Origin of the sequence: Pseudomonas guariconensis, assembly GCF_900102675.1 — a bacterium.
Classification (GTDB): domain Bacteria; phylum Pseudomonadota; class Gammaproteobacteria; order Pseudomonadales; family Pseudomonadaceae; genus Aquipseudomonas; species Aquipseudomonas guariconensis.
In genome coordinates this window covers 355,848-377,117 of record NZ_FMYX01000001.1, presented here as the reverse complement: position 1 = coordinate 377,117, position 21,270 = coordinate 355,848, and the positions used below count along the sequence as shown (strand labels likewise).

At 65.6% G+C, this 21,270-nt stretch carries 14 protein-coding genes; 5 read left to right on the top strand and 9 right to left on the bottom strand.

The window, feature by feature from the left end; translation table 11 throughout:
- Positions 1 to 10: 10 nt before the first annotated feature.
- Both BLS27_RS01640 and mobA read left to right on the top strand, forming a co-directional pair.
- Positions 11 to 3,133: an efflux RND transporter permease subunit gene (locus BLS27_RS01640; protein WP_090342656.1), complete on the top strand. Its 3,123-nt coding sequence runs from the start codon at positions 11 to 13 to the stop codon at positions 3,131 to 3,133.
- 61 nt (positions 3,134 to 3,194) lie between these two features.
- A complete protein-coding gene (mobA, locus tag BLS27_RS01635) occupies positions 3,195 to 3,770 on the top strand; it encodes a molybdenum cofactor guanylyltransferase MobA (RefSeq protein WP_043215940.1) in 576 nt (191 codons plus the stop codon).
- Between the two features lie 425 nt (positions 3,771 to 4,195).
- Here the strand turns inward: mobA and BLS27_RS01630 are convergent, their stop codons facing one another.
- From BLS27_RS01630 to peaA, 5 genes are all read right to left on the bottom strand, one after another.
- Positions 4,196 to 5,866: a fatty acid CoA ligase family protein gene (locus BLS27_RS01630; protein WP_090342653.1), complete on the bottom strand. Its 1,671-nt coding sequence runs from the start codon at positions 5,864 to 5,866 to the stop codon at positions 4,196 to 4,198.
- A gap of 75 nt (positions 5,867 to 5,941) precedes the next feature.
- The gene (gene peaD, locus BLS27_RS01625) at positions 5,942 to 7,063 is read right to left on the bottom strand and encodes a quinohemoprotein amine dehydrogenase subunit beta (RefSeq protein WP_090342651.1); all 1,122 of its coding nucleotides are present in this window, start codon (positions 7,061 to 7,063) and stop codon (positions 5,942 to 5,944) included.
- Between the two features lie 32 nt (positions 7,064 to 7,095).
- Positions 7,096 to 7,419 (bottom strand): quinohemoprotein amine dehydrogenase subunit gamma, encoded by a 324-nt coding sequence (gene qhpC / locus BLS27_RS01620; protein ID WP_043214471.1) that lies wholly within the window; start codon positions 7,417 to 7,419, stop codon positions 7,096 to 7,098.
- Between the two features lies 1 nt (position 7,420).
- Positions 7,421 to 8,851 carry a quinohemoprotein amine dehydrogenase maturation protein gene (gene peaB, locus BLS27_RS01615; protein WP_090342649.1) on the bottom strand — a complete coding sequence of 477 codons (1,431 nt, stop codon included), beginning with the start codon at positions 8,849 to 8,851 and terminating at the stop codon, positions 7,421 to 7,423.
- 58 nt (positions 8,852 to 8,909) lie between these two features.
- A complete protein-coding gene (gene peaA, locus BLS27_RS01610; RefSeq protein ID WP_043214467.1) occupies positions 8,910 to 10,475 on the bottom strand; it encodes a quinohemoprotein amine dehydrogenase subunit alpha in 1,566 nt (521 codons plus the stop codon).
- A 435-nt stretch (positions 10,476 to 10,910) separates the two neighbouring features.
- On the opposite strand from peaA, the gene BLS27_RS01605 reads away from it, so the two are divergent.
- Positions 10,911 to 12,404 (top strand): aldehyde dehydrogenase family protein, encoded by a 1,494-nt coding sequence (locus BLS27_RS01605; protein WP_090342647.1) that lies wholly within the window; start codon positions 10,911 to 10,913, stop codon positions 12,402 to 12,404.
- Positions 12,405 to 12,521: 117 nt separating this feature from the next.
- Positions 12,522 to 13,835 carry an alginate export family protein gene (locus BLS27_RS01600; protein WP_090342645.1) on the top strand — a complete coding sequence of 438 codons (1,314 nt, stop codon included), beginning with the start codon at positions 12,522 to 12,524 and terminating at the stop codon, positions 13,833 to 13,835.
- A gap of 58 nt (positions 13,836 to 13,893) precedes the next feature.
- Here the strand turns inward: BLS27_RS01600 and qhpG are convergent, their stop codons facing one another.
- From qhpG to BLS27_RS01580, 4 genes are read right to left on the bottom strand one after another with little or no spacing between them, the layout of a single operon-like run.
- Positions 13,894 to 15,192, bottom strand: a complete 1,299-nt coding sequence (qhpG, locus tag BLS27_RS01595) for a flavin-dependent monooxygenase QhpG (RefSeq protein ID WP_090342643.1) — start codon at positions 15,190 to 15,192, stop codon at positions 13,894 to 13,896.
- On the bottom strand, positions 15,185 to 15,862 hold the full coding sequence (gene qhpE, locus BLS27_RS01590; RefSeq protein ID WP_043214459.1) for a subtilisin-like serine protease QhpE: 678 nt from the start codon (positions 15,860 to 15,862) through the stop codon (positions 15,185 to 15,187). Before qhpE ends, qhpG begins: the two co-directional genes overlap by 8 nt.
- The gene (locus tag BLS27_RS01585; RefSeq protein WP_043214456.1) at positions 15,852 to 17,585 is read right to left on the bottom strand and encodes an ABC transporter ATP-binding protein; all 1,734 of its coding nucleotides are present in this window, start codon (positions 17,583 to 17,585) and stop codon (positions 15,852 to 15,854) included. Before BLS27_RS01585 ends, qhpE begins: the two co-directional genes overlap by 11 nt.
- Before the next feature lies 1 nt (position 17,586).
- Positions 17,587 to 19,500, bottom strand: a complete 1,914-nt coding sequence (locus BLS27_RS01580) for a sigma-54-dependent Fis family transcriptional regulator (protein WP_090342641.1) — start codon at positions 19,498 to 19,500, stop codon at positions 17,587 to 17,589.
- 411 nt (positions 19,501 to 19,911) lie between these two features.
- Between BLS27_RS01580 and BLS27_RS01575 the strand changes: the two genes are divergently transcribed.
- The gene (locus BLS27_RS01575; protein WP_090342639.1) at positions 19,912 to 21,258 is read left to right on the top strand and encodes a hypothetical protein; all 1,347 of its coding nucleotides are present in this window, start codon (positions 19,912 to 19,914) and stop codon (positions 21,256 to 21,258) included.
- The last annotated feature ends 12 nt before the right edge of the window (positions 21,259 to 21,270 follow it).

Sequence of the window (21,270 nt, the reverse complement as noted above, 5' to 3'; positions counted from 1 at the left end):
GGCCTGATTCATGCCGCAGTTCTTCATCGACCGCCCGGTGTTCGCCTGGGTGGTCGCGCTGTTCATCCTGCTTGCCGGCGCCCTGGCCCTGCCCCAGTTGCCGGTGGCCCAATACCCCAACGTGGCGCCGCCACAGGTGGAAATCTACGCGGTCTACCCGGGCGCCTCGGCGGCGACCATGGACGAAAGCGTGGTCAGCCTGATCGAGCAGGAGCTCAACGGCGCCGACAACCTGTTGTACTTCGAGTCCCAGAGCAGCCTGGGTAGCGCCACCATCACTGCCACCTTCGAGCCGGGCACCCACCCGGACCTGGCCCAGGTGGACGTGCAGAACCGCCTTAAGGTGGTCGAGTCACGCCTGCCACGCCCGGTGACGCAGCAGGGCCTGCAAGTGGAGAAGGTCTCCACGGGCTTTTTGCTGCTGGCCACCCTCACTTCCGAGGACGGCAGCCTCGATGAGACCGCCCTCTCCGATATCCTCGCGCGCAACGTGATGAACGAGATCCGCCGCCTCAAGGGCGTGGGCAAGGCCCAGCTGTATGGCTCGGAGCGAGCCATGCGGATCTGGATCGACCCGCAGAAGCTGATCGGTTTCAACCTCACGCCCAATGACGTGGCCGACGCCATTGCCGCGCAGAACGCCCAGGTCGCCCCCGGCAGCATCGGCGATCTGCCGGGGCGCGGCACTCAGGAAATCACCGCCAACGTGGTGGTCAAGGGCCAGTTGGGCACACCCGAGGAATTTGCCGCCATCGTCCTGCGCGCCAACCCCGACGGCTCCACGGTGACCATCGGCGATGTCGCCCGGGTGGAGATCGGCGCCCAGGAATACCAGTACGGCACACGCCTCAACGGCAAACCGTCCACCGCCTTCAGCGTCCAGCTCTCACCGGGCGCCAACGCCATGGAGACTGCGACCCTGGTGCGGGCCAAGATGGAAGAGCTGGCACGTTACTTCCCCGAGGGCGTGCGCTATGACATCCCCTACGACACCTCACCCTTCGTCAAGGTGTCGATCCAGCAAGTGATCAGCACCCTGTTCGAGGCCATGCTGCTGGTGTTCCTGGTGATGTTCCTGTTCCTGCAGAACATCCGCTACACGCTGATTCCGACCTTGGTGGTGCCCGTGGCGCTGATGGGAACCTTCGCCACGATGCTCGCACTGGGCTTTTCGGTGAACGTGCTGACGTTGTTCGGCATGGTCCTGGCCATCGGCATTCTGGTGGACGATGCCATCGTGGTGGTGGAGAACGTCGAACGGATCATGGCCGAGGAAGGCCTCTCGCCCAAGCAGGCCACGCGCAAGGCCATGGGCCAGATCAGCGGCGCCATCGTCGGCATCACCCTGGTGCTGGTGGCGGTGTTCCTGCCGATGGCCTTCATGAAGGGCTCGGTGGGGGTGATCTACCAGCAGTTCTCGGTGTCGATGGCGGTATCGATCCTGTTCTCGGCGTTCCTGGCCCTGAGCCTGACCCCGGCCCTGTGCGCGACCCTGCTCAAGCCCTTGGCCAAAGGCGAGCACCACGAGCGCAAGGGCTTCTTCGGCTGGTTCAACCGTCGCTTCGAACGCATGAGCGAAGGCTATCAACACTGGGTGGTGCATGCCCTCAAGCGCAGCGGCCGCTACCTGTTGGTCTACGGCGTACTGCTGGCGGTGCTCGGCTATGGCTTCAGCCAACTGCCGAGCGCCTTCCTGCCCACCGAGGACCAGGGCTACACCATCACCGACATCCAGTTGCCGCCAGGTGCCAGTCGCATGCGCACCGAGCAGGTGGCCGCGCAGATCGAGGCGCACAACGCCGGCGAGCCTGGCGTGGGCAACACCACGCTGATCCTGGGCTTCAGCTTCTCGGGCAGCGGGCAGAACGCCGCACTGGCATTCACCACGCTCAAGGACTGGTCCGAGCGCGGTGCCAAGGACAGCGCCCAATCGATCGCCGACCGCGCAACCGAGGCCTTTGCCCAACTCAAGGACGCGGTGGCGTATTCCGTGCTGCCACCACCCATCGACGGGCTGGGTGAGTCCACCGGCTTCGAGTTCCGCTTGCAGGACCGCGGCGGCATGGGCCACGAGGCGTTGATGGCAGCCCGAGACCAATTGCTGGACGAGGCCCGCAAGAGCAAAGTGCTGACCAACGTGCGCGAAGCCTCGCTGGCCGAGAGCCCGCAGGTCCAGCTGGAGATCGACCGACGCCAGGCCAACGCGTTGGGCGTGTCGTTCGCCGACATCGGCGCGGTGCTCGACACGGCCGTGGGCTCGAACTACGTCAACGACTTCCCCAACCAGGGCCGCATGCAGCGGGTGGTGGTGCAGGCCGAAGGCGATCAACGCAGTCAGGTGGAAGATCTGCTCAAGATTCACGTGCGCAACAGCAGCGGCAAGATGGTGCCTCTGGGGGCGTTCGTGCAGGCCAAGTGGGTCAGTGGCCCGGTGCAGTTGACCCGCTACAACGGCTACCCGGCGGTGTCCATCTCCGGTGAGCCCGCCGCTGGCTACAGCTCCGGCGAGGCCATGACCGAAATCCAGCGCCTGGTCGACCAGTTGCCGGCCGGCGCAGGCCTTGAGTGGACGGGCCTATCGCTGCAGGAGCGGTTGTCCGGCAGCCAGGCGCCGCTGCTGATGGCGTTGTCGCTGCTGGTGGTGTTCCTGTGCCTGGCGGCGCTGTACGAGAGCTGGTCGATCCCCACCGCAGTGTTGCTGGTGGTCCCGCTGGGCGTGCTCGGCGCCGTGCTGGCGGTGACCTTGCGCGGCATGCCCAACGATGTGTTCTTCAAGGTCGGCCTGATCACCCTGATCGGCCTGTCGGCGAAGAACGCCATCCTGATCATCGAGTTCGCCAAAAGCCTGGTGGACCAGGGCCAAGACCCGGTCAGCGCCGCGGTGCAGGCCGCGCGTCTGCGCTTGCGGCCAATCGTGATGACCTCGCTGGCGTTCATCCTCGGCGTGGTGCCCCTGGCCATCGCCACAGGCGCAAGTTCGGCGAGCCAACAAGCCATCGGCACCGGCGTGATCGGCGGCATGCTCAGCGCCACCCTGGCGGTGGTGTTCGTGCCGGTGTTCTTCGTGGTGGTGATGCGCCTGGCCGGGCGACGCCAGGCCAAGGACAGCCAGGCGCAGCCCCACGAAGCCTGACTGGACAACACCTGCGTGACATGGGAGGGTTCCGGGCAATGACTGCCTGGAACCCTTTTTCATGTCTGCTCCCCTGCCCCCTTGTTCCGTTCTCATTCTTGCCGGCGGCCGCGGCCAGCGCATGGGCGGCCGCGACAAAGGCCTGGTGCCCTGGCACGGCGAGCCGCTGGTGGCCCATGTGCAGCGGGTGGTACGGCCGCTGAGTGACGATGTGGTGATCTCGTGCAACCGCAACCACGAGGCATACCGGGCCTATGCCGATCAGTTGGTGTCCGACGCCGAGGCGGACTTCCCCGGCCCGCTGGCCGGCGTGATCGCCGGGCTCGCGGCAGCACGGCATGACTGGGTGGTGGTGCTGGCGTGCGATGCCCCACGCCTGGATCAAGCGTTGGTCACCGACCTGCTGCGCCTGGCAGTCGAGCACGACAGCCCGGCCATGGTGCGCCAAGGTGGGTTCTGGCAGCCGATGTTCAGTGTGTTGCCACGCAAGGTATTGCCGCTGCTGGAACAGGCCTGGAGCACTGGCGAACGGAGCTTGCAGAAGGCCCTGTTGCGCACGTCCGTGCAAGGGCTGGAATGTACCGAGACAGATAGTCGGCTGAGCAACTTCAACAGCCCCCAGTGGCTCGAACAGTGACCAAGGCCGCTGCGCGGCCCATAGCAGGCTTGGCCAGTACCCCCAGGCGCCATCCCCGACCGTACGGATACTTACTACACGCCAGCCCAGACACCACCACCGACCGCACGGATACTTACTACACGCCAGTCCAGACACCACCAATCGCGACCTCAGAAGGCCAAGTGGAGGTGTCTGGAGGGGTTGGCGCGCAGCGCCCTTCGGCGCAGCCGAAGTCGCGAGATGGAGGCTTGCGCAGCAAGCCGGAGGTCGCGAAGCCCCGCAAGGCACCGGAGCGCAGGGAACCCCGGGGCGCAGCGCAGGGGCCGTATGGGGGAGCCAACGGCTTTGGTTACTTTGGCCAAGACCAAAGTAACCCGCAGTAAAGGCGGAAAGCGTCAGCCGTGCCACCACAAAAAAATGGACACAACCAAAAAAACCCAAACCTACCCTTTCAACGCCTCGATACTGATCTCCCGCATCCGAAACTTCTGCACCTTCCCCGTCACCGTCATCGGAAACTCCTCCACGAAGCGGAAGTAACGCGGCACCTTGAAGTGCGCGATGCGGGCCTTGGCCCACTCGCGCAGTTCCTCTTCGCTGGCGACATGCCCAGGATGCAAGCGAATCCAGGCCACGATCTCCTCACCATACTTGCTGCACGGAATACCGATCACCTGCACATCGGCCACCGCCGGATGGGTGAAGAAGAACTCCTCCAACTCACGCGGATAAATGTTTTCGCCGCCACGAATGATCATGTCCTTGCTGCGCCCGACGATGCGCACATACCCATGCTCGTCCATTACCGCCAGGTCACCGGTGTGCATCCAGCCCTCGGCGTCGATGCTCTCGGCGGTGGCCTTGGGGTTGTTCCAGTAACCGAGCATCACGCTGTAGCCGCGGGTGCACAGCTCGCCGATCTGCCCTCGGGGCACGGTGGCACCTTCGGCGTCGATGATCTTGTTTTCCAGCCGAGGCTGGGTACGGCCCACCGTGGTCACGCGCAGTTCCAGCTCATCGTCCGGGCCGGTCTGCAGCGACACCGGGCTGGTCTCGGTCATGCCGTAGGCGATCTGTACCTCGGCCATGTGCATCTCGTCGATCACCCGGCGCATCACCTCGATCGGGCAGGTGGCGCCCGCCATGATGCCGGTGCGCAGGCTGGAGAGGTCGAATTCACCGCGCTGAGGATGATCGAGCTCGGCGATGAACATCGTCGGCACCCCATAGAGCGCGGTGGCATGTTCCTCGGCCATCGCGCGCAGGGTGGCCAGCGGGTCGAAGGCGTCGTTGGGGTAGATCAGGGTGCTACCGTGGGTGAGGCAGCCCAGGTTGGCCATGACCATGCCGAAACAGTGATACAGCGGCACCGGCACCACCAGGCGGTCGTGCTCGGTCAGGCCCAGGCTTTCGCCGACCATGTAGCCGTTGTTGAGAATGTTCTGGTGGCTCAGGGTCGCCCCTTTGGGAAAACCGGTGGTGCCCGAGGTGTACTGGATGTTGATCGGATCGTTTGGCTGCAACTGCGCCTGGCGCTCGGCCAACGCCTGTGCGCTGACCTCATCGGCACGTGCCTGCAAATCATCCCAGGCGAGAAAGCCCGCCGGGGGTTCCTTGGCCAGGCTGATGACCCCGCGCAACTCAGGCAACCGTTCGCAGTGCAGCTCACCTGGGCGGCTGCCCTGCAGCCCCGGCACCAGGCTCAGCAGCATGGCGTGGTAGTCGGAGGTCTTGAAGGCACCTGCGCAGATCACCCAGCGGCAACCAGCCTGCCCCAGCGCATAGTCCAGTTCGCTGCTGCGATACGCCGGATTGATGTTGACCAGGATGGCCCCGACTTTGGCGCTGGCGAACTGGGTGATGCACCACTGGGCGCAGTTCGGTGCCCAGATGCCCAGACGATCGCCGGCCTGTACACCCAGGGCCATCAATGCACGAGCATGGCGGTCGACGGCCTCGGCCAGCTCGCGCCAGGTGTAGCGCAGCCCTTGGTGACGGACGATCAGGGCGTCGCGATCAGGGAAGCGCGCGACGGTGGCGTCGAAGGCATCGCCGATACAGTGAGTGAGCAAGGCCTTGTCCGGGCTGCCCTGGGAGTAGCTTGGCTCAGGCATGGGGGTTCTCTTGTTGTTCTGGCGTTTACCGATCGGCCTCCTCGCGGGTAAACCCGCGAAGAAGCCCACACCGACCTAGCGGACGAACACCTGGGTGGTGGTGATCGCCATGTCTCCGCCGGGCAGCTTGATGTTCTTCACCTTCTTCATCGTCTGCGGGTCGAACACCGCGATGTCGTTGAAGGTCCCGGCCAGGTACAGCTTGCTGCCAGCACGGTCGAACGCTACGCAATAGTAAGTGTGGTCCAAATTCGCAGCCTGGATCAGCTTGCGCTCCTTGATGTCATAGCGGGCCAGGCGATTGAGCACGCCGTACATCTGGTTGGGGTCCTTGGGCGAGCGCAGGCCGGTGAAGTACAGCTCGGTGAGGTCGGCGAACTCCTGGGTGTGGGTCTTGCCGGTTTTCAGGTCCACGCTCAGGTAGCCATACAGCAGCGCGGCCTCGTTCGGGTCCTGCTTGGCGTCCTTGAACTTGGCCACGGTGTAGAGCATCGAGAATTCGTGACGGCCAGTCTGGTGCGGCCAGAAGTACAGCACGTCCGGCGCGCTATAGCCTGGGCGGTTCCAGTTGCGCAGGGGCAAGGCCACTTCGTACTTGCCGGTGTTCACGTCCATCTTGTAGATGTCCGCCCCGGCCACGTACAGGCTGCCATCGTCCCCGGCGCGCATCAGGTAGACCTGGCGCGGCATGGGGAAGTGGCGAACCGGCTTGGCATTGAGCCCATCGGCAGTGCGGAACACCTCGAGGCGCGGCGGCTTGACCACGTAGTGATCGTTCAAGCGCTGGGTCGGGTTGACCGTGGCATACACTTCCTTGCCGTCGGGGCTGATGGCGAAGGAGAACATCGAACGCCCCACTTCCCCCGGCACATTGGACAGGTTGGCATGGAAGGTGGTGCCACAGGTGTCCAGGTCGATGCCGTAGATGTCGCCGAAATGGTTGTTCAGCACGTAGGCGGTGCGCTTGTCCGGCGCCATCATCGCCGTGCCGGGTCCGAAGGCGTCGGGCATGCGGCAGGTCTTGTAGAGCGTGTCGCTGGCCACGTCCACCACGTGCAGGTTGTTCGGGTAGTTGGTGGCGATCAGGTATTCGTGGCCGGCCTTGAGGGCGGGCCCGGTGTCGGCCGCCTGGGCCGTCCAGGCGCCGGCACAGACGGCGGCGGTGAGCGCGAGCTGTGCGCAGAATCCAGGTTTCATGCGGTTTCCCCTTGTTGTTCTTGTCTGGCCGGTCACTTGTCTTTCGGGAATACGGTGCCCAGGTTGCGCCAGTCTTCCATCGAGTTGGTGGCCTGGGCGTTCCAGTCCTGGTAGGTGCTCATCATGTCCGGCACCTGGGCAGGCCACCAGCACGGGTCGGAGCAGCCATACAGGTCCGCCTCCATCGGCTGGCAGAGGGAGCTGACGCCGCCAAAGGCGTCCACTTCCCAGCCCGGGTCGGTGGTGGCGGTGCAGCCTGCCACCGCGCTCATGGCCACGACCTCTTCCACACGGTCTTCGGCGGCGGCCTGCTCAAGGATGCGGGCCTTGTTGTTCAGGGGCTTCAAGTGCTTCATGTCAGTGCGCCTTCCGCGGAGTGATGTAGCGATCGATGAAGGCCGGATTGGCGGCCATGATGCGGCTGTAGACCTCGATGCCGAAGTCCACCCAGTCGCGCATCAGTTCGCAGTAGTGATAGGTCGGGTGGGTGGGGTCGCCATAGCGCGCGTAGCTTTCGTGGTAGCAGCCACCGGAGCACAGGTTGCGGATACGGCAGCTGTCGCAACCGGTGCCGCTGCGGTCCAGGCGCTGGGACAGAAAATCATTGAGCTGCGCCTGCTTCACGCCTTGGCGCACATTGCCGAAGGTGGGCAGGCTGGAGCCGGTGAAGCGATGGCAGAGGTTGAGCTCGCCTTCGTGGTCCACGGCCAGCATTTTCAGCCCGGCACCGCACGGCAGGGCCTTCTTGTGGCCCTCGTGGATATCGGTGATCAGCTGATGCAGGTTGGAAAAACCGATGTTGCGATGCTCCAGTGCCGCCTCCAGGTAGCGCTGCCCAAGGGCTTTCATGTTGGCGAAGACTTGCACCAGCTCCTCGCCGGTCAGGTTGAAGCTGGCCATGTCGCCTGAGGTGACCGGGGCGAAACCGACTTCGGCGAACCCCAGCTCGTTGAACAGGTGGTTCCAGATGGTCTCCACATCGGTGATGCCACGGGTCAGGGTCACCCGCGCACCCACCGGCCGGCTGTGGTAGCGCGACAGCAGCATGTCGACCTTGCGCCGCACCACGTCATAGGTGCCCTGCCCGCCCACGGTGATGCGGTTGCGGTCGTGCACGGTCTTGGGTCCGTCGATGCTCACCGAGAGGCCAAAACGATGGGCGTTGAGCCAGTCGACGATCTCTTCGGTCAGCAGCGTGGCGTTGGTGGTCATGATGAACTCGACCTGCTTGCCCGCCTCGGCGAAACGCCGCTCGCAGTAGGCGACCATGTGCTCGATCAGCGGCCGGTTGGACAGCGGCTCGCCGCCGAAGAACACCACGCTGTAGCGCTGCTCGTCGGGCGATTCCTTGAGCAGCATCTCCACCGAGGCCTCGGCGGTGGCGGCGCTCATCTTCTTGCCGGCCGAGGGTTTGTCCAGGTCTTCCTTGTAGCAGTAGGTGCAGCTGAGGTTGCAGCCGGTATTGACGTTGAGCACCACAGTGTTGAGCGCCGTGCGCTCGACCTTGCGCAGGGCGATCTCCGGCGTCAGTGGCGAGCCGTCGCTGACCAGCTCCAAGGCGATCAGCTCGCGCAGCGTGTCTTCGACGTCCTGGCCGGCGAAGCGCTGGCCCAGGCGTTGTACCAGCTCCTCGGCCGAGCAGCCCTGTTGGCGCAGGGTGTCGATGATGTCGCCGGTCACCGCGTCGGCGGCGAACAGCGAACTGCTGGGGATATGAAAGAGCATGCGGTCGGCATCCACCCGCACCTCGTGCAGGTTGCGTTCGACCAGGTTCAATAGTGCGCCCATGGCGACCTCTCGATGATTCTTCAGCCCGTTCTTGGATGGCACGCGCGACAACCGGCCGTCATGGCAAGGGTGGGTTGTTCCAGCGCTGCACGGTGACGATCATGTGGCCTTCGCCCTTCTGGCCGCCGTCTTCGAGTTCGGCGATGACCTTCAGGTTGCCGGCATTGTTGGTCATCATCTTGCGCTCGGGGTTGGGGCCGGCACCGGCCGGCATGAAGATGCCGTCAGGTTGCATCTGGCCTGCGAACTTCACGTCCTCGTCTTCCACGGCGCGCTCGTTGTACGGCTCGACCTTCCACTTGGCCGGCAGGTAGCCGATACGCAGTGGCTGGCCACTGGCGTCCTTGCCCCAGGCTTCGGCCTCGAAGCGGCCCTGGACCTTGGGCGTGGAGCCGCCATTCTCACCGATACGGGCGATGGAGAAGGCCGGGACCACCTTGACCTCCTCGACCTTGTCGTACACCGCCAGATTCACGCCCTTGAGCGCGCCAATGGCCACCTCGCGCTGACCCGGCGCGGCATCGGCCGCAGCGCGTGCCTTGACCCGCACCTGCGTCGGCGTGGACTCCAGCACCTCGGTCACCTCGACCCCGGCGCCCAATGCCGGCTTGCCGGACAGGCCGCTGCCGACCAGGGTGATCTCGCTTTCGCTGCCAGCCTTGATGAACGCCGGCTGCACCGCCAGCAGGCGTGCCTTGCCCTCCTTCACCGCGCTGAAGTCCAGGCCACGCTCGTCGTGCTCGGCCTCGAACATGCGGCCTTTCATCTCGCCATCGAGTGCGGCGAACACCTGACGCAGGTTGCTGTCGCCGACCTTCACAGTGCCGCGCCACTCATAGCCGTTGTAGAGAATCGCCGAGCCGCTGCCGTTGAACGGCGTGCCGTCGGCGTAGGTGCCCTTGACCTCGACCTTGAAGGTGTCGTCCTTGTCGGCAGTCACGCTCATCACACCGCGCACATCGCCCTTGGCCAGCATGTGCCCGCTGAAGGCCCACTGGCCCGGCAAGGCATCGGCCTTGGGCCGGTTCTTGAGCCATTGGGTCCAGGCCGGGTTGTCGAGGGGGTAACGCTTGGCCAGGTCCGGGACCATCTGCTTGAGCGCGATGTCCAGCCAGTCGCGGTCGCGGGCCTGGGCCTGGTATTCGAGGGACGGCCACTGGCCGAGGTGGAAGTTGACCAGGTGTTCCCATTCCTGGGCCGGGCGACGCTGCAAGGCGACGCGGGCACCGGAGTGGCAACGGCCGCACATCTGGCTGGTCTGGTCGTCGAAATGCTCGACGGTATTGAGCCGGCGCTCCATAGCGTAACGCACGCCTTCGGTCTCGCTGGGTGCCAGGCCTTGCTTGTCCGCCAGGTACTTGACCAGGGTGCGACGGTCATCGTCGCTGATCTGCAGCCCATGCATCACCTGCATGCGCGCAATGCTCATCAGCCAGCCTTCGGGGGTCTTGCGCTGGTGACTGATGCGGCTGTAACTGTCGTTACCTTCGGGGATGTGGCACCCCATGCACTTCGATTGCAACAGGCTCGGGCCCTGCTCGGCCGCCATGGCCTGGGTGCTCAGCAGTGCGGCGGCGACCAGCGCCAGTTTGCCCGCATGCCGCCGGAGTCGAGTCGTCTTCAAGGTCAGACCTCCACGGTGTTGTTCTTATCGTTATCGCACGCTCTGATACCGCTGGTGCATGTGACGAGGGCTGATACAGAAAGTGTGCCAGCCTGCGCAAAAACCTTTGTTTTCAATAGATTGGGGGCTTTTCTCCGAGGATTTCATCTAGCCACCGGCAAACCGGAACGTCCCATTTCGCGACAGACTGTTTCAGTGTGAGACACAGCTCCGGCATCGGGCGCTTCGCGGCGCCAAACCCGCGAAGCACCCGGCCCGGCCCCACTGTTTCAGCACCGTCTCATCCCGTCTCAATGTGCAACAGCATAGCCCTTGGCAGTCGACCTCCACCCAGCACCAAACCCCTGTCGTTCAAGGCCATTGCCGCACCCGCCCGGCCTTGGCACGGCCATTGCGCAGGTGCCTTCACACTCCCATGACAAGAGGCAACGAACCATGCATTGCGAACTGCCCCTCCTCCCTGCCACCCGTGCGTTTCTCGAGCGCAAGCTGAAAATGCGCATCGGCGCCGATTGGCAGGACGCCGCCAGCGGACGGACCATGAGTTTTCGCAACCCGGCCACTGGCGAGGTACTGGGGGAAGTGCCCTCGGCCGACCCGCAGGATGTGGACCGCGCAGTCAAAGCCGCGCGCCAGGCTTTCGACGACTCGCCCTGGAGCCGCCTGCGCCCACGGGAGCGGCAGAACCTGCTGTGGCGCCTGGCCGATTTGATGGAGCGCGACGCCCAGGTACTGGCCGAGCTCGAGTGCCTGAACAACGGCAAGAGCGCTGCCGTGGCCCAGGTGATGGACGTGCAGCTGGCCATCGATTTTCTGCGCTACATGGCCGGTTGGGCGACCAAGATCGAAGGCAGCACGGTCGAGCCGTCCCTGCCTTTGATGCCGAACGAGCAGTTCCATGGGTTCATCCGCCGCGAGGCGGTGGGCGTGGTCGGCGCCATCGTGGCCTGGAACTTCCCGCTGCTGCTGGCCTGCTGGAAACTCGGGCCGGCCCTGGCGACCGGTTGCACCCTGGTGCTCAAGCCCGCCGACGAAACCCCGCTGACCGCGCTCAAGCTTGCCGAGCTGGTGGATGAAGCCGGCTATCCGGCCGGGGTCTTCAACGTAGTCACCGGCACCGGTCTTAACGCTGGCGCCGCCCTCAGCAGCCATCCTGGGGTGGACAAACTGACCTTTACCGGCTCCACCGAAGTCGGCAAACAGATCGGCAAGGCGGCCATGGACAACATGACCCGGGTCACCCTGGAGCTGGGCGGCAAATCGCCGACCATCGTCATGCCCGACGCCAACCTGCAGGTGGCCGCCGCCGGCGCCGCCACGGCGATCTTCTTCAACCAGGGCCAGGTGTGCTGCGCCGGCTCGCGTCTGTATGTGCACCGCAAGCATTTCGACAATGTGGTCGCCGACATCGCCGGCATTGCCAATGGCATGAAGCTAGGCAATGGCCTGGACCCGTCGGTGCAGATGGGCCCGCTGATTTCGGCCAAGCAACAGGATCGGGTTACCGGCTACATCGAGCTCGGCCGTGAGCTGGGCGCCACCATTGCCTGCGGCGGCGAGGGCTTCGGGCCAGGCTACTTCGTCAAGCCGACGGTGATCGTCGATGTCGACCAACGCCATCGCCTGGTGCAGGAGGAGATCTTCGGGCCCGTGCTGGTGGCCATGCCCTTCGACGACATCGACGAAGTGGTACGCCTGGCCAACGACAACCCCTACGGGCTGGGCGCGAGCATCTGGTCCAACGACCTGGGCGCGGTGCACCGGATGATTCCGCGTATCAAGTCCGGCTCGGTGTGGGTCAACTGCCACAGCGCCCTGGACCCATCCCTGCCCTTCGGCGGCTACAAGCTCTCTGGGGTCGGTCGCGAGATGGGGGCCAATGCCATCGAGCACTACACCGAGCTCAAGTCGGTGCTGATCAAGCTCTGACGCGCACGCCGTTGCGGTCCGTTCGCGGGTAGACCCGCTCCCACGGGGTTTGTGTGAACCCCCGCGAACAGGCCGGAGCAGGCAACACACACAACAAAAACAAACATGGAGCACACCATGAGGCACACACTCGCCTGCACGTTGGCCCTGCTGGCCGCCGCCCCTCTGACCCAGGCCCACGAACTCTACAACCAGGAGGGCACCGTCCTGAACGCTGAGCTCGAGGCCCTGTTCGGCGCGTTCCACAGTGACGAGAGCTTCAACCTGGCCGGCAACCGCCGACCGGGCAGCAGTGACTGGCGCGAGGGCTACGTCAAGTATGGGCTTAGCGGTAGCCAGGCGCTGGCCGGCACCGGCACGCTGTATGGCGCCTTCAGCCTGCTCAGTTCCGCGACCTGGGGCGATGGCGATGCTGCCGGATTGTCCTTGGGCGATGAGCGCCGCACCGCCGTCGAGGACGCTTACCTGGGCTGGCGCTCGGGTACCCTGTTCCCGGCATTGGGCGAAGATGGCATCGATGTTTCCGGCGGACGCCAGGTGGTGACGTTGGGCGATGGTTTCCTGATCCAGGGCGACCCGGTCAATCTCGGCAACGTCGATCTGGGCGCCAACTTCGACCGAGGTGGCGCGTATTACCTGGCCGCACGCAAGGCCTTCGACCGTACCGCCGTGCTGCGCCTGGGTGGCAGCCAGGGCTGGCGAGGCGATCTGATGTGGCTCAAATCCGACAACCACTACCAGGCGGACACCTCCCTGGCCGTGACCAATCTGGAGCATGTCGCCGACGCAGGTACCCTTGGCGTGAGCTGGATCCGCGGGCTGGACGTCGACCGGCGCTATGCCCAGATCATGGGCCTGGAGCACCGCGACGGTATGGATACCTACAGCCTGCGCGGGCGCGGCAGCCTAGGAGTGAAAGACCTGGAACTGGCAGCGGAATACGTCACCCAGGACCGTACCGGCGGGCGCGAGGACGCCTGGTACCTGGAAGGTAACTGGACCTTCTCCGACGTGCCCTGGTCGCCGACGGCCACCTACCGCTACAGCCGCTTCTCCGAAGACTTCGACCCGCTGTCCTATGGCGCCAGCCGTGGCTATGGCACCTGGTTCCAGGGCGAGGTAGCGGCCAACTATGCCGGGCCATTCAACAGCAACACCCAGGTGCATCACGTGGGGCTCAAGGCAAAGCCAAGGGACAACCTGACCCTGGGCGCACTGTATTTCGACTTCGATACCCTCGAAACCGACCAGGGCAATCTGGGCGGGCGTGAACTGGACCTGTATGTGGAATGGATGGTCAATGACCACGTCTTGATCAGCCCTCTGGTGGGGTTCTACAAACCTGAGCGCAGCGCCAGTGACGGCGGCGTTCAGTTGGGTGGGCGGGATACCGGAACCTACCTGCAACTGCTGGTCGGGACCTTCTTCTAGCAACGCGCAGCTGCTGAACGGCCCTTCGCAGCTTCGCCTGCGATGGGCCTCAACGCTCTCACCGATACCCCTGCTCGGCTAACCACCGGCGCACCATCCCCTGCTGCTCCACAGCCATCCCGGCCAGTACCGACTGCAACGCCTCGCCCGCCTGCACAGCTCGCACCACCGGTGCCAGTTCGACCCCCTGCAGATGCCAGATCCCCAATGGCTGGTCCCGGGTCACGACCACCTCGGCCTCCTCCACCAGGCCGTCGCGCAGCACCGGTCGACGCGCCACCTGCACAGCCTGCCAGTGCGCCTCGGCGTGCATCGGCTGAGCGTCTGGCCACGCGCGGCGCCGGGCCCAGAACATGTGCTCGGCACGGCCCTGCTCCTGGGCGTAGAAGTCCCGGCCGATGCGGGCAAAGCGCAGGAACAGTTGCTCGACCCGCGCTTGGTGGAACTGCAGCGCCAAGACCGCGCGCTCGGGCCGGCGCAACAAGGTATTGATCACCACCGGTGCCTGCAGCGCTGACGATAGCGACTGGAAGATGCCATTGCCCGACAGCGGGTCCACGGCCATGGCCGCATCGCCCACCCGGATCCAATCATTGCCCACACACTCGCCTGCCAGGATCGCTGTGCTGCTACGGGCATGCACCTGGCAAGGCAGCAACGCCTGCTCATCGAATAGCTGTGCCACCAGCGTCGACTGCCGACGCCGCGCGGCACAGTACGCCGGCAGCGCGGCCTTGCCCGGCAGGCTTGCCGCACCGGCATCGAGCGTGATCTGCCAGTAGCACTGCCCATCAGCCAGGCGTGCCATCCAGGCCCAGCCGTCGTCCAGGCTCTGCACCGCCGATGCCGTTTCCCCGGGCGCACCCTGCCAACGGTTGAGCAGGCTGACGGTTTCCGGACCGCGTGATCGGTCAGCCGCCAGCGGTGCCTGGCGGCCACGGGCTTCCACCAGAAAATCGGCCCGCAAAACCTGGCCATCTTCCAGCCGTACCTGGTGCCCGTCCTCGTGCAGGAGCTCGCGCACCCGGCCTTCGATCACGGTCACGCCTGCCCGCAGCAGATCGCCACGCAAGGCACGGTCGAACGCTGGGCGGTCGAGCAAGTATTCCTGATTCAGTCGCAGATGCTCGCCATTCCAGAGCACTTGGCGCTTCGCCAGGCTCACCGCCTCGCCCAGCGCCCTGCCCAGACCGGCATGGCGCAGCCCCTCCAGCACCCGCTCGGAGATCCCCTCGACCGCGGCGAAACGGCGCCAGTCCGAGACGACCGTGACGGCGTAGCCGAGGCGCCGCAGGCCCAGGGCCGTAGCCGCGCCCGCAGGGCCTGCGCCCAATACCAGGATGCGCGGGTCAGCCATTGTAGGCACCTCTGCGCTCAGGGCCGGTGAAGGCGGCCGCGTCGCGCAGGTGCGCCAGCAACTGCGGATGATCCATGTCCGGGTGTTGCGCCAGCAGACGCGCTATCTGCCCGCTCAAGGCCGCGCAGGCCAGGCTCGCACCGGCCATGCCCTGCCCGCCGACATACCCGCCGAGGTCGGCCTGGCCGCTGCCCAGCCAGGACCACTGCCCTGGCGCACAACGGGCATCGCCGGTGATACGCAGCACGCCAGGATAGCTGGCCGGATACACCGGCCCACCCCGGGCGGGGCTTGAGGCGCACAGCAGCACGCCAGCGGCCTGTGCCTCTGCGCAGGCCTGGCGCAGCACAGGTCGGTCCTGATGCAGGCCGAGGCTCAGGTTGACCAGGGTCGCGCCCTCTTCCACCAGCCAGAGCAATGCCCCGGCGACCTGCAGGGCGCTGGTGCTCCACTGTCGATCGAAGACCTGGGCCATCAGCGCCGGCAACTGGCCGGCCTCCGATTGCAGGCGGGCCAACACCGCACTGCCATGTCCCAGGTGGTCGGGCACCGGCTCCCCTTCGCACAGCACACCTTCTTCGAGCCGAAAGCGCCGAGCCGCCACCAACGTCGCGGCCTGCTCAGGCGAGCAGCCGCTGTCGATCACGCCGATGCGCAGTTCAGTGGCCATGGCCGGCAACCTCCCGGGGCCTGACCTTGAGTTGGCCATCCTGCACCTGCAGGTGCAGGTCGGCATCGGCAAGGGTCGAGGCACGGTGGCTGATGAGGATGCGAGTGCGGCCGGCGAACAGCTGGTCGATGGCCGCGATGACTTCACGTTCGGTGGCTTCGTCCACCGCCGAGGTGGCCTCGTCGAGCACCAGGATCGCAGGGTCCTGTAGCAGCGCGCGGGCAATGGCGATGCGTTGCTTCTGCCCGCCGGACAACTGTTGGCCACGCTCGCCGAGCAGGCCATCCAGGCCCAGCGGCAAGCTTTGCACCAGGCTCTGGAGCTGGGTCAGACGCACCACGCGCTCAAGATCGGCCAGGCTGGCCTCGGGCGTGCTGTAGGCCAGGTTCTGCGCCAAGGTGCCACGAAACAGCACGATGTCCTGGCTGACCACGGCGATACGTCGGCGCAGCGCCTGCAGGTCCAGCTCGCGCAGGTCCGTGCCGTCCAGCAGGATGCGCCCGGCATCGGGGTCGTAAAAGCGTTGCAGCAGGTCGATCAGGGTCGATTTGCCCACGCCCGAGGCGCCGCTGATGGCAACCTTCAGCCCGCCCGGTATGCACAGGTTCACGTCCTGCAGCACCGCGCCCTGGCGTCCTTCGTGGGCGAAAGCCACCTGCTCCAGACGCAGCTCGCCCGGACCATCGGGCATGGGCCTGGGCGTCTGGGCCTCATGCACCGCCAGCGGTTCCTGCTTGAGCTCCATCACCCTGCCCAGGCTCACCGCCATACGCTGCACCGCCACATAAAGGCCCAGCAGGCTCTGTACCGGCCCTACTGCCATCCCCAGGTAGGTGGAAAAGGCGATCAGGGCGCCCAACTGCCAGGTGCCCTGGATCACCCACCAACCACCGACCAGAAACGCACAGGCGCGGCACAGGGAGGTCAGCGTCCCGGGCACCGCCTGGGTGAAGAACTCGGTGACCTGGACTTTGAGCAACTGGCCCATGTAGCCCTGACCGAGCTGCTCCAGGCGCCTGGCCTCGCGGGCCTGCTGCCCCGCCGCCTGGATGAACTTCATGGCCGGCAAGGTTTCGACCAGAAACGACGACACATCCGTCGAACGCTCGCGCAGGCTGCGCACCTCGCGCTCGACCTTGCGCCGCATCCAGCGCAGCCACAGCACTTCGATGGGAATCAACAGCGCCAGCAACAGCGACAATTGCCAGGAGAGCATCAGCATCAGTGCCAACGCGCCGAGCAAGCCGATCACGCTGGACACCGCCGAGAACAGCGAGTCCACGGCAAAGCGCTGGATCTCGGCGACATCGCCGTCGAGCCGGGAGAGGATGTCGCCGGTACGTCGACGCCCGTAGAACGTCGGCGAGAGCTGCTGCAAATGCCGATAGAGGTCATCGCGCAGGGCAAACAGGATGCGCCCCGACAAGCGCGTGTGCAGGTAGCGGTTGATGCCCGCCAGCAGCGTGCCGAACACGCCGGCCAGGATCATCACCGCAGCCATGTGCCAGAGGGTCGTGTAATCGCGTGCCAACAGGCCCTCGTCGATCAGGGTCTTGACCAGCCAAGGCTGGGCCAGGGCCAACAGCGAGGCGCATAGCGACAAGCCCAGGAGCATGGCGATGGCCCGCCGGTGCGGGCGCACGAAGCTGTACAACCAGGCCAGAGCCTGGCGCATCAGTTGCGGGTCACTGGTTTCCACCAGCCGTGCGAACAGCCCGCCCATGTCAGCTGCGCAGCTGCTTGAGCTTGCGGTACAGCGTGGCGCGGCTGATGCCCAGGGCCTCGGCGGCGGCCGAAACATTGCCTTGGTGCCGGGTCAAGGCCCCACGGATCAGTTCCAGTTCGTTTTCGCGCAGGCTGCCGGAGGGCGCCGCGCCGCTGGCCAGCTCGTCCAGCAGGCAGTCGGTGAGGTGCTCAAGGCTCAGCACCTGCTCATCGTCCTCGCGCATGGCCAGGGCGGTGCGCAGCACCATTTCCAGCTGGCGGATGTTGCCCGGCCAGTCGAAGCCCTCGAGCAGCTCGGCCAGGGGCGGGTCGAGGGTCACGCCCTTGGCACCGAACTTGTCCAGCAGGCCTTCGATGATGCTCGCCAGATCGTCCCGCTCGCGCAGCGCCGGCAGGCGCAGGGAGACGCCGTTGACCCGGTAGTACAGGTCCTCGCGAAAATGCTGTTCGGCCACCAGGCGTTTGAGGTCGCGGTGGGTGGCGCAAATCAATGCCACGTCGATCTCCTGCTCTTCGCCAGCCCCCAAGGGCGCCACGCGGCGTTCCTGCAACACCCGCAGCAGACGGGCCTGCAGGGCCAGGGGCATGTCGCCGATTTCGTCGAGGAACAAGGTGCCGCCATGGGCCTGCATCAGGCGTCCGACCATGCCGCCGCGGCGCGAGCCGGTGAAGGCGCCCTCCCGGTAACCGAACAATTCGGACTCGATCAGGCCTTCGGGAATCGCCGCGCAGTTGACGGCAACGAAGGGTTTGTCCGCGCGCGGGCTGGCCTGGTGCAAGGCACGGGCGGCCACTTCCTTGCCGGTGCCTGTCTCGCCCAGCAGCAGCACGGGCAGGCCATTGACCAGGCCCTGCCGCGCCATGCGCAGGCCTCGGGACAGACGCGCATCGCCACCGGCCAGGGCTTGCAGGGCTGGGAATTGGTTCGAGGCAGACGCCCTGCCAGGCGCTACGTTGACGCTGAGGTTGCCGTGACGCGGCAGTTGCAAGGCGCGGAAGAAGAACTCGCCCTTGGCGGTCTGCACACTGCTCACACCGCCCTGCCACAAGCGGGCGATGAACGCCGGTGAGCGCTCGCCGAGCAGGTCGCTGCTGCGCCGACCGATCAGCGCCTGACGTGAGACCTGCAACAGTTGGCAGGCGTTGTCGTTGGCCGCCAGCACTTCGCCGTCCAGGCTCAGGGCCAACAGCCCCTGCCAGGCGCTGGTGAGGTATTGCGGACGGCTGTGCAATGCCAGCACCAGATGCTCGCGGTGGCACAGGCCGAACAGCCGGCTTTCGATGTTGCCGGCGGCGAGCATCAGCGTGGAGAGGTTGTCCTGGGGTTGCGTCATCACCCCTTCGCGGGTGATGTCCAGTACGCCGATCACCTCGCCATGCGGGTCACGCAGGGGGACCGAGGTGCACGAGAACGGGCTCAGGCGGTCCAGATAATGTTCGCCGCAGTTGATCAGGGTCGGTCGGCCTTCGACCACCGCCGTGCCGATGGCATTGGTGCCGCGCAGCGCCTCGCTCCAGCAACTGCCCGGGTGCAGATCACGCAGGCCCTCACGGCCGAGCACGTGGGTCTGCCCCTCGATCGCCAGGACGTTGGCCTGGGCGTCACCGAGGATGACGATGCCACTTTTGCCCTGGCGCTTGACCAGGTAATCGAGTTCCGGGGCGACCGCGTCGATCAGCAGGCGGTTGTGTTCGAGCAGCGAGCGCAGGTCGAGCCCCTGCTGGGTGCCCAGGCCCACCTGTTCGTCCTGCAGGCAGTCCAGGCCATGGCCGAGGCTGCGGCGCCAGGAAGCATCGATCTCCTCGCGCAGCATCCCGGAGGGCAGTTCGCCTTCGTTGGCCAGCTTGAGCCGGGCCTGGCGGGATTCCTGCAAAGGGTCAGAGGCGTTTGTTATTGGGTATTGTCGCGCCATCGTTTACTCCAGCTGTGCCCCCACAGGGGAAGGGCTCCGGGACTTGTTGCAGTGTGCGTCAGAATCCCCGGGCCGTCATCCGGTTGAGGTGGAGGTTGGCATAAAGCTTACGTTTACGTAAAGGCACTGACTGCCGGTGCGCGACCTTTCGCAGGTGTATCCGCGCTACCGGTCGGCGTGCCCCCTGAGGGAGCGGGCCTGACCGCCAAGACGACGCCCCACAAGTCGCGCCCCAATTCCCCAATGCTGGGGGACTCAGCCCACCACCGGCTGGCGAAAAAGCAACCTGCAGTGTGCCAGACGCCAAGTCCTGCAAGGCCTGCAGCGCAATATCAAAAAACTGGCACGGCTGTTGCCGATCCCTGTGCAGACGCCCCAACCCATGGGCCCGTTTGCAGGAGGGTTTGACTCATGCACCGACCGACACCCCACCCGCTGGCAGTGGCGATCTTCGCCAGCATGCTCCAGCTTCCGGCCCAGGCTGCGCTCAATGCAGTCGACCAGGGCACCTACACACCGGAGAACGGCGGCTTCGCCGCGTGGTATCAGGACACCCATGGCCGGGTATTGGACCTGTGCCTGACCAAAGCGGTCAGCTCACGGGTGCCAGGTGCTCCAGGCGCGCCGTCGTACATGTGCACGTTGCTGCCGACCCCGGGCGTGTTCGACGATACCCAGCCGATCGTCTTCCCCAGCAACTTCCCTGACGAGGCGTTCTGGTTCACCGCCGACGCGGCCATCAATGATGCCGCCCGCGGAGTCAACCTGGGCTATGTCTCGGCGATCGAGGCCGCGTTCGGCGGTGGCGACCCTCTTGAAGGCGACCAAGTCAGCTTCGCCCGGGTGCGCATCCGCGTCGATGTCCCCACTGCGGGGACCTACATCATCACCCACCCCTACGGCGTCGAGGTGTTCGACGTGGCCACCCCGGGCCGTCGGGCCATCAACATGACCCGCGACATCGGCATCGGCTCGCCAGGCAACTTCACCGGTGCGCTCAAAGGTGACATCGGCCCGTTCCTGCGCAGTGTCAACGGCCCGTACACCGAAACCAATCCCAGCACCGGGGCCAGCGAGCAGTTCATCGGCGACCCCAACCTGAACGAAGCCGTGACCGGCAGCCCGTTCAATACCAACTTCGTACGCATCGAGGGCCCTAACGGCATCGACCTGCGTACCGAGCTGTTCGCCGTGTCCGGCAAACTGTCCTCGGTCAACCTGCCGACCCCGTTGCTGCCTCAACGCAGCACCTACTCACGGCACACCGAAAATGGGGACCTGCGCGCCCAGCAGGATGTGTTCGCCTTGGCGCCGCCGCCACCGGCCACGGTCAGCCTGACCAGCCAGTCCCCCAACCTGCCGCTGACCGAAGCCAACAAGACCGGCACCTGGTACGGCCAGTCCACGCTCGACCCGACGCTGCCGGCCACCCTGACCCTCAGCGCCGACAACAGCCTGGCCATTCCCACCAGCACCGCCACCACCGCCAATCTGCCGCTGACCGACCTGGTGACCATCACCCGCGCCGAATACAGCTTGTCCAGCGGTCAGCTGACCCTGGTCGCCAGCAGCAGCGACGAGACCTCCCCACCGCCCATGGTCGCGCGCACCGGCAATGGCGCGCTGATCGGCAGCCTCTCCGGCGACGGTGCGGTGAAGACGTTGAGCACAGGGCTTTCGCCGATTCCGCCCGCGAAGGTGCACGTCACCAGCGACAACGGCGGTAGCGACAGCGAAGACGTGGTGCTGGTGCCATGAACAGACAAAGGC

Excerpts from the sequence above, each read along its gene's own strand:
- BLS27_RS01640 (WP_090342656.1), top strand. The coding sequence starts at position 11 with ATGCCGCAGTTCTTCATCGACCGCCCGGTGTTCGCCTGGGTGGTCGCG.
- mobA (WP_043215940.1), top strand. The coding sequence starts at position 3,195 with ATGTCTGCTCCCCTGCCCCCTTGTTCCGTTCTCATTCTTGCCGGCGGC.
- BLS27_RS01630 (WP_090342653.1), bottom strand. The coding sequence starts at position 5,866 with ATGCCTGAGCCAAGCTACTCCCAGGGCAGCCCGGACAAGGCCTTGCTC.
- peaD (WP_090342651.1), bottom strand. The coding sequence starts at position 7,063 with ATGAAACCTGGATTCTGCGCACAGCTCGCGCTCACCGCCGCCGTCTGT.
- qhpC (WP_043214471.1), bottom strand. The coding sequence starts at position 7,419 with ATGAAGCACTTGAAGCCCCTGAACAACAAGGCCCGCATCCTTGAGCAG.
- peaB (WP_090342649.1), bottom strand. The coding sequence starts at position 8,851 with ATGGGCGCACTATTGAACCTGGTCGAACGCAACCTGCACGAGGTGCGG.
- BLS27_RS01605 (WP_090342647.1), top strand. The coding sequence starts at position 10,911 with ATGCATTGCGAACTGCCCCTCCTCCCTGCCACCCGTGCGTTTCTCGAG.
- BLS27_RS01600 (WP_090342645.1), top strand. The coding sequence starts at position 12,522 with ATGAGGCACACACTCGCCTGCACGTTGGCCCTGCTGGCCGCCGCCCCT.
- qhpG (WP_090342643.1), bottom strand. The coding sequence starts at position 15,192 with ATGGCTGACCCGCGCATCCTGGTATTGGGCGCAGGCCCTGCGGGCGCG.
- qhpE (WP_043214459.1), bottom strand. The coding sequence starts at position 15,862 with ATGGCCACTGAACTGCGCATCGGCGTGATCGACAGCGGCTGCTCGCCT.
- BLS27_RS01585 (WP_043214456.1), bottom strand. The coding sequence starts at position 17,585 with ATGGGCGGGCTGTTCGCACGGCTGGTGGAAACCAGTGACCCGCAACTG.
- BLS27_RS01580 (WP_090342641.1), bottom strand. The coding sequence starts at position 19,500 with ATGGCGCGACAATACCCAATAACAAACGCCTCTGACCCTTTGCAGGAA.
- BLS27_RS01575 (WP_090342639.1), top strand. The coding sequence starts at position 19,912 with ATGCACCGACCGACACCCCACCCGCTGGCAGTGGCGATCTTCGCCAGC.